Annotated in this window: 13 protein-coding genes, 2 tRNA genes and 1 other annotated feature; all 15 genes read right to left on the bottom strand. The window is 36.2% G+C overall.

The window, feature by feature from the left end:
* Positions 1-25: 25 nt before the first annotated feature.
* On the bottom strand, positions 26-2,107 hold the full coding sequence (gene fusA, locus ACYQ39_RS08985) for an elongation factor G (protein WP_459842272.1): 2,082 nt from the start codon (positions 2,105-2,107) through the stop codon (positions 26-28).
* 32 nt (positions 2,108-2,139) lie between these two features.
* Positions 2,140-2,610, bottom strand: a complete 471-nt coding sequence (gene rpsG, locus ACYQ39_RS08980; protein ID WP_459842270.1) for a 30S ribosomal protein S7 — start codon at positions 2,608-2,610, stop codon at positions 2,140-2,142.
* A gap of 33 nt (positions 2,611-2,643) precedes the next feature.
* Positions 2,644-3,018, bottom strand: coding sequence for a 30S ribosomal protein S12 (gene rpsL, locus ACYQ39_RS08975; protein WP_459842268.1), 375 nt, complete (start codon positions 3,016-3,018; stop codon positions 2,644-2,646).
* A gap of 165 nt (positions 3,019-3,183) precedes the next feature.
* The gene (gene rpoC, locus ACYQ39_RS08970) at positions 3,184-6,618 is read right to left on the bottom strand and encodes a DNA-directed RNA polymerase subunit beta' (RefSeq protein WP_459842266.1); all 3,435 of its coding nucleotides are present in this window, start codon (positions 6,616-6,618) and stop codon (positions 3,184-3,186) included.
* Positions 6,619-6,701: 83 nt separating this feature from the next.
* Entirely contained in the window at positions 6,702-9,953 is a 3,252-nt protein-coding gene (gene rpoB / locus ACYQ39_RS08965) for a DNA-directed RNA polymerase subunit beta (protein WP_459842264.1), read from the bottom strand.
* A gap of 268 nt (positions 9,954-10,221) precedes the next feature.
* A complete protein-coding gene (rplL, locus tag ACYQ39_RS08960) occupies positions 10,222-10,593 on the bottom strand; it encodes a 50S ribosomal protein L7/L12 (RefSeq protein ID WP_459842263.1) in 372 nt (123 codons plus the stop codon).
* 25 nt (positions 10,594-10,618) lie between these two features.
* Positions 10,619-11,137 carry a 50S ribosomal protein L10 gene (gene rplJ / locus ACYQ39_RS08955; RefSeq protein WP_459842261.1) on the bottom strand — a complete coding sequence of 173 codons (519 nt, stop codon included), beginning with the start codon at positions 11,135-11,137 and terminating at the stop codon, positions 10,619-10,621.
* Between the two features lie 20 nt (positions 11,138-11,157).
* Positions 11,158-11,333, bottom strand: a sequence feature (ribosomal protein L10 leader region).
* Between the two features lie 58 nt (positions 11,334-11,391).
* Positions 11,392-12,087 carry a 50S ribosomal protein L1 gene (rplA, locus tag ACYQ39_RS08950; protein WP_459842259.1) on the bottom strand — a complete coding sequence of 232 codons (696 nt, stop codon included), beginning with the start codon at positions 12,085-12,087 and terminating at the stop codon, positions 11,392-11,394.
* A gap of 53 nt (positions 12,088-12,140) precedes the next feature.
* Positions 12,141-12,566: a 50S ribosomal protein L11 gene (gene rplK, locus ACYQ39_RS08945; RefSeq protein ID WP_459842257.1), complete on the bottom strand. Its 426-nt coding sequence runs from the start codon at positions 12,564-12,566 to the stop codon at positions 12,141-12,143.
* Between the two features lie 13 nt (positions 12,567-12,579).
* Entirely contained in the window at positions 12,580-13,113 is a 534-nt protein-coding gene (gene nusG, locus ACYQ39_RS08940) for a transcription termination/antitermination protein NusG (protein ID WP_459842255.1), read from the bottom strand.
* 34 nt (positions 13,114-13,147) lie between these two features.
* Positions 13,148-13,354 carry a preprotein translocase subunit SecE gene (gene secE / locus ACYQ39_RS08935; protein ID WP_459842253.1) on the bottom strand — a complete coding sequence of 69 codons (207 nt, stop codon included), beginning with the start codon at positions 13,352-13,354 and terminating at the stop codon, positions 13,148-13,150.
* Between the two features lie 42 nt (positions 13,355-13,396).
* Positions 13,397-13,473: transfer RNA gene (locus ACYQ39_RS08930), tRNA-Trp, on the bottom strand.
* Positions 13,474-13,487: 14 nt separating this feature from the next.
* Positions 13,488-13,637 (bottom strand): 50S ribosomal protein L33, encoded by a 150-nt coding sequence (gene rpmG, locus ACYQ39_RS08925; RefSeq protein ID WP_459842251.1) that lies wholly within the window; start codon positions 13,635-13,637, stop codon positions 13,488-13,490.
* A 173-nt stretch (positions 13,638-13,810) separates the two neighbouring features.
* Positions 13,811-14,995, bottom strand: a complete 1,185-nt coding sequence (tuf, locus tag ACYQ39_RS08920; RefSeq protein ID WP_459842249.1) for an elongation factor Tu — start codon at positions 14,993-14,995, stop codon at positions 13,811-13,813.
* Between the two features lie 108 nt (positions 14,996-15,103).
* Positions 15,104-15,179, bottom strand: a tRNA-Thr gene (locus ACYQ39_RS08915).
* Positions 15,180-15,192: the final 13 nt, after the last annotated feature.

Raw genomic sequence — 15,192 nt, 5'->3', positions numbered from 1 at the left:
TCCCTCCTAAGTAAAAACAAATTTATTATTTTACTTTTTCTTTAACTTCTTTAGCAATATTACTTGGAACTTCTTCATAGTGGTCCATCTGCATTACATATTGAGCACGACCTTGTGTAGCAGATCTTAAATCAGTAGAATAACCGAACATTTCAGATAATGGTACATAAGCTTTAATTATTCGGGCATTACCTCTTTGTTCCATTCCTTCTACCTGTCCACGACGACTATTAATATCACCAATTACATCGCCCATATATTCTTCTGGAGTAGTTACTTCTACTTCCATAACTGGCTCTAATAATACTGGATTAGCTCTGTGTGATTGTTCTCTAATTGCCATAGAACCAGCAATCTTAAATGCCATCTCAGAGGAGTCTACTTCGTGGTGAGAACCATCATTCAATGCAACTTTAACATCGATCATTGGATATCCGGCTACAACACCATTTTCTAAAGCTTCCTTAACTCCTTCTTCTACAGAACCAATATAATCTCTAGGTACAACTCCACCTACAATATTATCTTCAAATACAAATCCTTCACCTGGTTCTAATGGTTCAATTTCCATAACTACATGACCATACTGACCACGTCCACCAGACTGTCGGATAAATTTACCTTCAATTTCAGCTTTTTTAGTAATTGTTTCTCGATAAGCAACTTGAGGTTCTCCAATATTGGCTTCTACACCAAATTCTCTTGTTAGTCGGTCAACAATCACTTCTAAGTGTAACTCTCCCATACCAGAAACAATTGTCTGACCAGTCTCTTCATCAGTTCTAACATTAAATGTTGGATCCTCTTCAGCAAGTTTCTGTAAAGCTTCACCTAACTTATCGCTATCTTTTTGTGTCTTTGGTTCAATAGCTACGTCAATTACAGTCTCAGGAAATTCCATAGATTCTAAGATAACTGGGTCATCTGCTGTACATAAAGTATCACCAGTACCAGTATTTTTAAGTCCAACTGCTGCAGCTAAGTCACCAGCATATACTTCATCACGTTCTTCACGTTTATTAGCATGCATCTGTAAGATACGTCCAACTCTTTCTTTCTGGTCTTGACTAGAATTATAAACATAAGAACCAGATTCTAAAACTCCAGAGTAGACTCTAAAGAACGCTAATTTACCAACATAAGGGTCAGTCATAATTTTAAATGCTAATGCTGAGAATGGAGCCTCATCATCAGATTCACGAGTAATCTCCTCTTCAGTCTTAGGATCAATTCCCTCTACTGGAGGAATATCAACTGGTGCTGGCAAATAATCTATTACTGCATCTAATAAAGGTTGAACTCCTTTGTTCTTTAATGCAGTACCACATAATACTGGAGTAAATTCATTATCGATTGTTCCTTTTCTTAAAGCAGCTTTAATTTCTTCAACTGTAATTTCTTCATCTTCTAAATACTTCATCATAATTTCTTCATCTACATCAGCAACTGCTTCAATTAATAATTCTCTATACTCCTGAGCCTTATCTTTTAAGTCCTCAGGAATTTCTTCTTTATTATAATCAATACCTAGTTTATCATCTTCATCATTGTAAATAATAGCTTCCATAGTAACCAAGTCGATTGAACCTTGGTAGTTTTCTTCTTTGCCAATTGGAAGTTGAATAGCAACTGGATTAGCATCAATTCTCTCATCCATCATATTTACTACATTATAAAAATCTGCTCCAGTTCTATCCATTTTATTTACAAAGGCAATTTTTGGTACATTATACTTGTCAGCCTGGCGCCATACCGTTTCAGATTGTGGTTCTACTCCACCAACAGAACAGAATACACCAATAGCACCATCTAATACTCTTAGTGATCTTTCTACCTCAACAGTGAAGTCCACGTGTCCAGGCGTATCTATAATGTTAATTCTATGATCATCCCATTGACAAGTAGTCGCAGCAGAAGTAATAGTAATTCCTCTTTCCTTCTCCTGATCCATCCAATCCATCTGAGAATCACCATCATGAGTTTCACCAATCTTGTGTACACGACCTGTATAAAACAACATACGCTCTGTAGTAGTCGTCTTACCAGCATCAATATGCGCCATAAGTCCAATATTTCTTGTCTTTTTTAGCGGAAATTGTCTGGGCACTTACAACACCCTCCCTTTTATTTAATCTCTAATTACCATCTATAGTGAGCAAAAGCTTTGTTTGCTTCAGCCATGCGGTGAACTTCCTCTTTCTTTCTTACAGCACCGCCTTCTTCATTATAAGCATCAACTAATTCATTAGCAACTCTATCAACCATATTTCTTTCACCACGACCTCTAGCAGCTTCAACAACCCACCGTAATCCTAAAGTTAAACGACGATTATTATCAACTTCAACAGGAACCTGATAGTTAGCTCCTCCTACACGGCGTGTCTTAATCTCTAATACTGGCATTACATTATTTAAGGCACCTTTTAATACTTCCATTGGTTCCTCACCAGTCTTTTCAGCTACCATATCCATTGCTTCATAAAAGATATTTTCTGCAAGACTTTTCTTGCCATCATACATAATCTTATTAATAAAACGACTAGCTAGCTTACTTTTATAAATTGGATCCGCGTTTACTTCACGTCTTTGTGCTTGACTTTTACGTGACACTAAATTCTCCCTCCTTCCAACTTAACCTTTAGTTTATTCGTTAGGTTTCTTAACACCATACTTAGACCGACCTTGTTTTCTATCCTCTACACCAGCACAATCTAATGCACCACGAACAATTGTATATCTAACACCAGGTAAGTCTTTAACACGACCACCTCTAACTAATACAACAGAGTGCTCTTGTAAATTATGCCCAATACCAGGAATATAAGCTGTTACTTCCTTGCCATTAGTTAATCGGACACGAGCAACCTTTCTTAAAGCAGAGTTAGGTTTTTTAGGAGTAGCAGTATATACTCTTGTACATACTCCTCTCTTCTGTGGAGCTCCTTCTAATGCTCTAGCTCCCTTCTTCTTCTTAACTTTTTCTCTCCCATTTCGAACTAGCTGATTTATTGTTGGCATTTCTACACCTCCTCTCGAAATTTACAGGTCTATAAAACTCTAGATAGAGGAATTATACCTCTATCTAGATTAAATTTATTAACAAAATCCGTTATCATATAATCACTCACAACACACTTACGTATTTTAACACTTTACTTTTTACCTGTCAACCATTTTTCTTATTTATTTTACGATTTCTGCTTCAACATCCTCATACTTTTTCATTCCAGTACCAGCAGGAATTAACTGTCCAACAATTACATTCTCTTTTAATCCTTCTAGATCATCTCGCTTACCTTCCAAGGAAGCTTCAGTTAAAACTCTAGTTGTCTCTTGGAATGATGCAGCAGATAAGAAACTTTCTGTATTTAAAGAAGACTTAGTAATTCCTAATAATAGAGGTTCAGCAGTAGCTGGTTCCTCACCATTAGCAACAGCTTTCTGATTTGCTTCTTCAAATTCAAAGACATCAATTAATTCTCCAGGAAGAAAATCAGTTGCTCCTGCCTTCTTAATTTTCACTTTATTAGTCATCTGTCTGATGATAACTTCAATATGTTTATCATCAATCTCTACACCCTGAGATCTATATACTCTTTGCACTTCAGCTAACAGATATTGTTGAGCAGTCTGCTTACCATCAATCTCTAAAACATCTTCTGGATCTAATGGCCCTTTAGTTAATCTATCTCCAGCTTTAACATGATCTCCATCTGATACTTTTAACTCAGAACCATAAGGTAATTTATAAGTCTTCTGTCTTCCTTCTTCTGTCTTAATTACTGCTTTATGGGACTTGTTATTCTCTACAATATTAACCTCACCACTTAATGCTGTAACAATGGCTTGCCCTTTAGGGCTACGTGCTTCAAATAACTCTTCTACTCTTGGTAAACCTTGTGTGATATCATCTCCAGCAACTCCACCAGTATGGAAAGTTCTCATCGTCAGCTGAGTACCTGGTTCACCAATTGATTGAGCTGCCATAATTCCAACTGCTTCTCCAGGTTTAACAATCTTACCATCAGCAAGGTTTTTACCATAACATTTTTGACAAATTCCATCTTTAGAATGACAAGTTAAAACAGTTCTGATTTCAACTGAATCAATATCAATTTCATTAACTTTTGCTGCATCTTTTTCAGTAACTATTTCATCTGCTTTAACAATTACTTCTCCCGTTTCTGGATGTACTATATCTTCTAGAGGTAAACGACCTTCAATTCGTTCACTTACTGGTTCAATAATTTCTCCATCTTCTCTAATTGCCTCCACTACAGTACCTCCATCAGTACCACAATCCTCTTCAGTAATTGCAACATCTTGTGATACATCAACTAATCTTCTAGTTAAGTAACCAGAGTCTGCAGTTCTTAAAGCAGTATCAGCTAATCCTTTACGAGCACCGTGAGTAGAAATAAAGTATTCTAACACAGATAACCCTTCCCGGAAACAAGCTTTAATCGGCATATCAATAATTCGACCAGAAGGATCTGCCATTAAACCACGCATACCACCTAACTGAGAAATCTGAGATTTATTACCTCGAGCTCCTGAAGTAGCCATCATATAAATTGGATTAAACTCACCTAAATTATCAATTAAAGCATCAGTAACTTCATCTTTGGCATCATTCCAAACATCAATTACTCGTTGGTATCTTTCTTTCTCAGTTATTAAACCACGACGATACTGAGTTTCAACTTTTTCAACTTTCTGTTCAGAATCTGCTAAGATATCATACTTTTGCTCTGGAATATCAACATCAGTAACCCCAATTGTAATTCCTGACCTTGTAGCATAATGGAAGGTTAATTTCTTAATTTTATCTAAAATATCTGCTGTTTTATTAGGACCTAATTCATCATGACATTCACCAACTAATTGTCCAAGTCTCTTTTTATCAAATACTTCATTATAAAATGGTAATTCATCTGGTAAAATGTCATTAAAGATAATTCGACCTATACTAGTATCAATCCAACCTTTATCTTTTGATCTATACTTTACTTTAGTCTGTAAAGTAACTGCATCATTTTCATAAGCTTTGATCACTTCTGAAACAGAACCAAAGTACTTATCTTCACCTTTAGCTCCATCTTTTTGAATTGTTAAATAATAAGCTCCCAATACCATATCCTGTGTTGGAACTGCTATAGCTCTTCCATCAGCTGGAGATAATAAATTATATGTTGAAGACATTAACATTCTAGATTCTGCTTGAGCAGCTGTAGATAGTGGAACGTGAACAGCCATCTGATCTCCATCAAAGTCAGCATTATAAGCAGGACATACTAATGGATGAACTCTAATTGCTTTACCTTCTACCAAAACTGGTTCAAATGCTTGGATACCTAATCTGTGTAATGTTGGAGCACGATTTAGTAATACAGGATGTTCTTTAATTGTTTCTTCTAAAACATCCCAAACTTCTTCAGCCTCATTTTCTACCATACTTTTAGCGCTTTTAATGTTATGGGCCAAATCCTGCTCTACTAAGCTCTTCATAACAAATGGCTTAAAGAGTTCTAAAGCCATCTTCTTCGGCAGACCACACTGATCTAATCTTAAGTTTGGACCAACAACAATAACAGAACGTCCTGAATAGTCAACACGCTTTCCTAATAAGTTCTGACGGAAACGTCCCTGTTTCCCTTTTAACATATCACTTAATGACTTCAATGGTCTATTTCCTGCACCAGTTACAGGACGACCTCTACGACCATTATCAATTAAAGCATCCACAGCTTCCTGTAACATCCGCTTTTCATTTCTAATAATAATCTCAGGAGCACCTAATTCTAATAGCCTCTTAAGACGATTATTACGATTAATTACACGTCGGTAAAGATCATTTAGATCAGAAGTAGCAAATCTACCCCCATCTAACTGAACCATTGGTCTCAATTCAGGTGGAATAACAGGTAATGCCTCTAACACCATCCACTGAGGTTGATTATCTGAGTTCTTTAGACCTTCTAATACCTTTAACCTTCTGACTACCCGCTTACGTCTTTGTCCAGAAAGTCCTTTAACTTCTTCTTCTAGCTCTTTAATTTCTGAATCTAAATCCATATTAGCTAGAATCTCTTTAATCGCTTCAGCTCCCATACCAGATTTAAATCTGTCACCATACTTAGTCTTAGCTTCTCGATATTCGCTTTCACTTAATAACTGTTTTGTATTTAATGGGGTATCACCTGGATCAATTACAATATAAGAAACAAAATAAAGGGCCTTCTCTAAAGAACGAGGAGACATATCCATAACTACTCCTAAACGACTAGGAATTCCTTTAAAGAACCAGATATGGGAAACAGGAGCAGCTAACTCAATATGCCCCATTCTTTCCCTACGCACTTTAGATTTAGTAACTTCTACTCCACACCGGTCACAAACAACACCTTTATATCTTACTCTCTTATATTTACCACAATGGCATTCCCAATCCTTAGTCGGGCCAAAAATTTTCTCACAAAATAGCCCTTCCTTCTCTGGCTTCAGTGTCCGATAATTAATCGTTTCTGGTTTTTTAACCTCACCACTAGACCAGGAACGAATTTTTTCTGGGGAAGCCAAACCAATTTCCATAAAATCAAAATTATTTGGATTAAACAAGGCCACACTCCTCCCTTATTTTAGTCTTAGCTAAAAGATTCGACAGTATACAATTTAATGAAAACAACTACTATAAAGCTGTTTTAAGCACCTTCTTCTTCATTATCAGACAAGTCACCAATTCCAAGCTTCTTAGAAGTTTTATTAACTTCTTCATCTTCTAAAGATAATTGTTTCTCATCTTCAGAATAAATATTAGCATCAAGTCCAATACTTTGCATCTCTTTAATTAATACTTTAAAGGACTCAGGAATACCTGGTTCAGGAACATTTTCTCCTTTTACAATCGATTCATAAGCTTGTACTCGGCCAACTACATCATCTGACTTAACAGTTAACATCTCTTGTAGAGTATGAGCTGCACCATAAGCTTCTAGCGCCCAAACCTCCATTTCACCAAATCGCTGACCACCAAATTGTGCTTTACCACCTAGTGGCTGCTGAGTTACTAGTGAATAAGGACCTGTAGCACGACCATGCATCTTATCATGGGCTAAGTGATGTAATTTTAGCATATACATAACTCCGACTGTTACTCTTTCTTCAAGTTGCTCTCCAGTTCGGCCATCATATAAAACTGTCTTTCCATCACGAGGCAAACCAGCTTCTTCTAGTATATCTTCCACATCTTCCTGAGTTGCTCCATTAAAGACAGGAGTAGATGTATGAATTCCTAGAGCTTTAGCTGCCATACCTAAATGCGTCTCTAATACCTGACCAATGTTCATACGAGATGGAACACCTAGTGGATTAAGAACAATTTCTACTGGCTCACCATTAGGTAAATAAGGCATATCTTCCTCTGGTAAGATTCTAGAAATAACACCTTTGTTTCCATGACGACCTGCTAGCTTATCACCGACAGTAATTTTTAACTTCTTAGCTACATAAACTCTAACCAGCTTATTAACTCCTGTCTGTAAGTCATCACCTTCTTCTCTATCAAATACTTTAACATCAATTACAATACCTTCTTCACCATGAGGTACCTTAAGAGAAGTATCTCTTACTTCACGTGCCTTCTCACCAAAGATGGCTCGTAATAATCTTTCTTCAGCTGATAATTCCTTCTCTCCTTTAGGAGTCACTTTACCTACAAGGATATCACCTGCTTCAACTTCAGCACCTGCCCTAATAATTCCTCGTTCATCTAAATCTTTTAAAGAATCTTTACTTACATTAGGAATTTCTCTTGTTATCTCTTCAGGTCCTAACTTAGTATCCCTAGCTTCAGCTTCATACTCTTCAATATGAACAGAAGTTAAAGCATCTTCTTTAACTAAATTCTCACTAATTAAAATAGCATCCTCATAATTATAACCTTCCCACGGCATAAAGGCTACTGTACAATTTCTACCTAAAGATAGTTCACCTTTATCAGTAGAAGGACCATCAGCAATAATCATATCCTCTTCTACCTGATCACCTTTTGATACAATTGGTCTCTGGTTCATACAACTACCTTGGTTAGAACGAGCAAATTTAGTCAACTCATACTTATCAATTGTATCATCATCAGTTCGAACTAGAATTTTATCTCCAGTTACTTTAACTACTTCTCCACTATTCTTAGCTACTATTGTAGCTCCAGAATCTTTAGCAACTTCATATTCAATACCAGTACCAACTAATGGAGCATCAGGCTTTAATAATGGTACAGCCTGTCTCTGCATGTTAGCTCCCATTAAAGCACGGTTAGCATCATCATTTTCAATGAATGGAATTAAAGCTGCAGAAACACCAATTATCTGTCTAGGAGAAACATCCATATAATCTACTTCATCTGGATCGATTTGAATATCTTCTCCATTATGACGAGCAAATACTTTCTCACCGATCAAATTCCCATTCTCATCAGTCTGTTGAGTAGCTTGAGTAATTACATATTGATCTTCTTCATTAGCATTCAAATATTCGATCTCATTAGTAGCTACCTCATCAACTACTTTACGATAAGGGGTCTCAATAAACCCAAATTCATCTGTGCGACCATAGATACAAAGGGACCCAATCAAACCGATATTTGGCCCTTCTGGCGTTTCAATCGGACAAATTCTACCATAGTGAGTGTGGTGAACATCACGCACATCAAATCCTGCTCGTTCACGACTCAATCCACCTGGTCCTAAAGCACTCATCCTTCGTTTATGAGTTAATTCAGCTAATGGGTTAGTTTGATCCATAAATTGAGATAACTGACCACTGCCAAAGAATTCTTTAATAGAGGCTGCTACTGGTCGAGTATTAATTAAATTTTGTGGGGTAATAACATCAAGATCTTGGATAGTCATTCTCTCTTTAACTACTCGTTCCATTCTAGAAAGACCAATTCTAAATTGATTTTGTAGTAGCTCTCCTACTGTTTTTAACCGTCTATTTCCTAAATGGTCAATATCATCTATTTCAGCATCATCATCTTCATGAAGTAACTTTATCATATATTTTACAGTTTCTATAATATCTTCTTTATCTAAAGTTCTATTCTCTAACTCAGAATCTAACCCTAACTTTTGATTGATCTTATAACGCCCTACTTTAGCTAGATCATACCTTTTAGGGTCAAAGAATAATGATTCAATTAAATTTTGTGCACTTTCAACTGTTGGTGGTTCTCCAGGACGTTGATTCTTATATAGCTCAATCAATGCTTCCTCTTGCGTTTCAGTGTTATCCTTCTCAATAGTCCTATGAACCACATCATGATCACCTAGTAAATCAATTAATTCAGTATCAGTTCCAAAACCTAAAGCCCTAAATAAAACTGTACTTGGTAACTTTCGATTACGATCAACTCTAACTGAAATAATTGCTTTCTTATCATATTCAAATTCAATCCACGCACCGCGATTAGGTATAATACTACCATCATACAAAGTTCGCCCATCTTTAGTCATTTCCTTATTGAAATAAACACCAGAAGAACGAATTAACTGGTTAACAATTACTCGTTCAGCACCATTAATAATAAAAGTTCCTCTATCTGTCATTAAAGGAAAATTAGCCATGAAAACATCTTGTTCTTTAATCTCTCCAGTATCCTTATTAATCAATCTTACTCTGGCATTTAATGGTGCATCATAACTAACATCACGATTTTTACTCTCCATTTCATCATACTTAGGTTCCTCAATTGAATAATCAATAAATTCTAAAACCAAATTATCTGAAAAGTCTTGAATTGGGGAAATTTCATCAAATAACTCCATTAGACCTACATCTAAAAACCACTGATAGGATTGGCTTTGCGTTCTTATCATATAAGGCATTTCCATTGCATTTTCTACCTTAGCAAAAGTGCGCCTCTCCCTTTTTAATGAGTTTGCTGGCTTGGCCATAAAAATTGTCACCCCCGCAGGTTTTATCAATAAAAATAAACTTTGTCTATAATCAATGTCTACCATTTATATTTACTCATTTTATACAAAATATGTATCTAATTGAAAACAATTAAACTTTTCCTATGATACCACTACAACAATAACCAATAGTAACACAATCTCAAATTATTGTCAAGAAACAGGAACTAAATAAGGTAAAAAAGCACCCTGTTATATTAACAGAGTGCTTTTTAATCCTGATTGACTATTCTATTTCAGAACTTAATTACTTAAGTTCAACTTCAGCTCCAGCTTCTTCTAACTGTTCTTTGATTTCTTCTGCTTCTTCTTCTTCTAAACCTTCTTTTACAGGATTTGGAGCATCGTCAACTAGTGCCTTAGCATCCTTAAGACCTAAGTCAGTAACTCCTCTTACAGCTTTGATTACCTTAATCTTACTGCTTCCAGCAGAGGTTAAAACAACATCAAATTCAGTCTGTTCTTCTTCTTCAGCTCCACCAGCAGCCCCACCAGCAGCAGGAGCAGCAGCTACAGGAGCAGCACTCACATCAAACTTCTCTTCTAATTCTTCAACCAATTCAGCAAGTTCTAAAACCGTCATTTCTTCAATAGCTTCTAAAATATCTTCTTTATTCATTTAAATCTCCTCCTTGAAATTTATATTATTCTTCTTTTTGGTCTTTAACAGCATTAAGCGCATGTGCTAAACTTTGTAATGGATAATTCAAAGCGTGTGCTAAACCAGAAATAGGCGCTTTCATAGCACGAGCAACCTGTCCAAGTAAAACTTCTCGAGGTGGAATATCAGCTAATGCTTCAATTCCATCTACACCAACAACTGAACCTTCAACAACACCTGATTTTACTTCTAAATCCTCATGTTCTTCAGCAAAATCAGATAAAACTTTTGCTGGAGCAACAGGATCTTCAGCAGAAAAAGCTATAGCAGTAGGTCCGGATAAATATTCTTCAATTTCCTCACAACCTGCGTCTTTTGCTGCTAAGTATGCAAGAGTGTTCTTAACAACTTTATATTCTACACCAGCTTCTCTTAACTTATCTCGCAGTTCTGTTACTTCTTCTACATTTAAACCGCGATAATCAGTTAAAACAGCTGATTTAGCATTCGTAAATTTCTCTGTTAATTCTTCAACGACTAATTCCTTCTCTCGTCGAGCCACTGTGCTCTTTCACCTCCTTGCGTCAAACTAAAAAAGAGTCTCCGTCGTAGCCGGAGACTCTAAACAGGTGACCAAGGTAGTAATAACAAAGTTTGAGATAAAATTCAAACTCAAGCTAAACATATTACTAACCTCGGCAGGCAATAATTTAAGCCTTAAAGGCACCTACTGTCTTCGGCTACGAATTATATTCTTTTTTAATCACGCAGAATATTATAGCATATTAAATCCATTCCGTCAATTAATTATTGACATTAAGTAACTATATCTAAAACTTTCTGAGGATCAACTTTAATTCCAGGCCCCATTGTAGCAGAAACAGCTACATTAAGCAGATATCTTCCTTTAACTCCTTCAGGTCTAGATTTAACTATTTCTTCCATTAACCCAATGAAGTTTTCATATAAGTCGTCTTCTGAAAAGTCATCTTTACCAATTGGGGCATGTACATTACCAGAGCTATCGGCTCTATATTCAATCTTACCTGCTTTAAGTTCATTAATTACTTCTTCTAAGTCAAAAGTTACAGTTCCTAATTTAGGGTTTGGCATTAAACCTTGTGGACCCAAAATAGGACCTAATTTACCTACTACACTCATCATATCTGGAGTAGCTACTACTGCATCAAAATCTAACCAACCATTTTCGATTTTTTCAGCTAATTCTTCTCCACCTACAAAGTCAGCACCAGCTGTTTCTGCCTCTTTAGCTTTTTCACCTTGAGCAAAAACAACTACTCTAACTTCTTGTCCAGTACCATTAGGTAGAACAAATGTATCTCTAACCTGCTGATCGTTTTTACCTGGATCGATTCCTAACTTAACAGACAATTCAATTGTCTCATCAAAATTAGCAGTAGCAGTTTCTTTAACTAATTCTAAGGCCTCTTGTGGATTGTAAACTTTTTCCTCATCCACTTTTTCTGCAGCATCTATATATCTTTTAGACATTATAATACCTCCTATGTGGTAATAACGGTTCTATCCTCCCACTGATTTATAAATTACTCTTCTACAACAAGTCCCATACTACGAGCAGTACCTTTAATCATACTCATAGCTGACTCTAATGTAGCAGCATTTAAGTCTTCCATCTTTAATTCAGCAATTTCTTTTACATCATCTATATCTACAGTTCCTACTTTATTAACATTAGGTTCTCCTGAAGCAGTTTCAAGTCCAGCAGCTTTCTTTAACAAGTCAGCTGCAGGTGGAGTCTTAGTAATAAAATCAAAAGAACGATCAGCATAAACTGTAATTTCAACTGGAATAATATTTCCAGCCTGATCAGCTGTTTTAGCATTAAATGCTTTACAAAACTCCATAATATTAATTCCATGTTGTCCTAATGCTGGACCAACCGGAGGAGCTGGACTAGCTTCACCAGCAGGAATTTGCAAACTAATCTTACCAACTACCTTCTTAGCCATAAGTTACACCTCCCTATACTCTATCTACTTGATTGAATTTTAGTTCAATTGGTGTTTCACGTCCACCAAACATAGATACTAAAACTGTTACTTCTTCTGTTTCATAATCTATCTCTTGGATCTCTCCTACATGTTCCTCTAAAACTCCATCAGTTACTTCAACTTTCTGGCCTATTTCTAGGTCTGTATTTGCTTTAGTTATTTCTTCTACACCCATGTCTTGTTTTATTCTCTTGATTTCTTCATCAGAAACTGGAACTGGGTCAGTTCCAGCACTAGCAAAACCAATCACTCCCGGGGTATTACGAACTACATACCAGGCATCATCTTCCATGATCATTTCTACTAGAACATATCCTGGAAAGATTTCATCCTTTTTTACTGTTTTTTTACCATCTTTTACTTCAACTTTATCTTCTGTTGGAATTAAAACATCAAAAATTTTATCTTCCATTCCAGTACTTTTAACTCGTTGTTTTAAATTAACTTCTACCCGTTTTTCTTTACCTGAATAGGTATAAAGAGCGTACCAATTTCTTTCACTCATAAAATGGACCCCTGATTTAGGAGCCGCACCCCCTCTAATCAAGAATAAGTGGCCGAATAATCTGAGAAAATACTAAGTCAATGCCACCAATAAATAAACCAACAACTACAACTACAAAAACTACTACTCCTGTATAGGATATTACCTCATTTTGATTCGGCCAATTTACTTTTCTAAGTTCAGCTTTTACTTCACGAAAAAACTTTTTGACTTTATCTACAGTACCTTTATCTTTGGCCATTTACCACACATCCTCAATATTAAGTAATTTAATTTAAGTTTATGGCAGGCCTGGAGGGAGTTGAACCCACAACTTTCGGATTTGGAGTCCGACGCTCTAGCCAGTTGAGCTACAAGCCTACATGAAAATAAAATTATCTAGTTTCCTTATGAAGAGTGTGTTCTTTACAGAACTTACAATACTTCTTTAATTCCATTCTTTGTCGTTGATTGCTTGAATTTTTAGTAGTACTATAATTACGTCTTTTACACTCTGTACAAGCTAAAGTAATTATTTCCCTCATTAACTGCCACCTCCTCAGAGTGCACACCAACTAGTAACCCTTACACCGGATACACTTTATCATATTATATAATAAAAGTCAATACTTTTTCCACAAACCATACATTTTAATACTTTAACAATAGAAAAGCAGGTATATAAGATACCCGCCCTTCTAAATCAATAGCAAGCTACTTATTCAACAATTTCAGTAACAACACCGGCTCCTACTGTCTTTCCACCTTCACGAATCGCAAATCTTAATCCTTCTTCCATCGCAATCGGAGAAATCAATTCTGCATCCATCTCAATATTATCTCCTGGCATTACCATATCTACATCTCCTGGTAAATCAATTGTTCCAGTTACGTCCGTTGTTCTGAAGTAGAACTGTGGCTTATAACCATCGAAGAATGGAGTATGTCGTCCACCTTCATCCTTACTTAATACATATACCTCTGCTTTAAACTTAGTATGTGGTGTAATTGAACCTGGCTCTGCTAATACCTGTCCACGTTCTACATCTTCTTTATCAATACCTCTTAATAATGCTCCTACATTATCTCCTGCTTGAGCACTTTCCATCTCTTTTCGGAACATTTCAATTCCTGTAATTACTGTTTCTTCTGTCTCTTTAATTCCTACAATCTCTGCTTCGTCTCCTACTTCGATTGTTCCTCTTTCTAGACGTCCTGTCGCTACTGTTCCACGACCAGTAATTGTAAAGATATCCTCAATCGGCATTAAGAATTCTTTATCTGTATCTCTTTCTGGAGTAGGAATCTGCTCATCTACTGCATCCATTAATTCATTAATGTTATCTGCCCATTCTCCTGTTGGCTCTTCTAATGCCTTTAAAGCAGAACCTGTAACTATTGTAGCTTCATCTCCATTAAAGTCATACTCATTAAGTAATTCTCTTACTTCCATCTCTACTAACTCTACTAATTCTTCATCTTCTACCATATCTGCTTTGTTTAGGAATACAACAATTTCTGGTACTCCTACCTGTCGAGCTAATAGTAAGTGCTCTCTTGTCTGTGGCATTGGTCCATCTGCTGCAGATACAATTAAGATTGCTCCATCCATTTGAGCTGCACCAGTAATCATATTCTTTACATAGTCTGCGTGACCTGGGCAGTCAACGTGAGCATAGTGTCTATTAGCTGTTTCATACTCTACGTGTGATGTTGCAATTGTAATTCCTCTCTCCTGCTCTTCTGGTGCGTTATCAATCTCACCAAATTCTACAGATCCTTCTTCTCCTGCTGCTAATACTTTTGTAATTGCAGCTGTTGTTGTTGTCTTACCATGGTCTACGTGTCCAATTGTACCAATATTAACGTGTGGCTTATTTCTTTCAAACTTTTCTTTTGCCATCTCTATCTTCCCTCCTAAGTAAAAATAAGTTTATTAATAAGCTTAAATATTAAAGGTGATCTTGATCACCTAACTTATACTTATTATGTACAATATTAAGTTTTTAATTGGAGCCCACAACCGGAATTGAACCGGTGACCTCATCCTTACCATGGATGCGCTCCACCGACTGAGCTATGTGGGCAAAAAGAACTTAT

The organism is Halanaerocella petrolearia (assembly GCF_054657875.1).
This window is presented reverse-complemented; position numbering and strand designations above follow the sequence as displayed.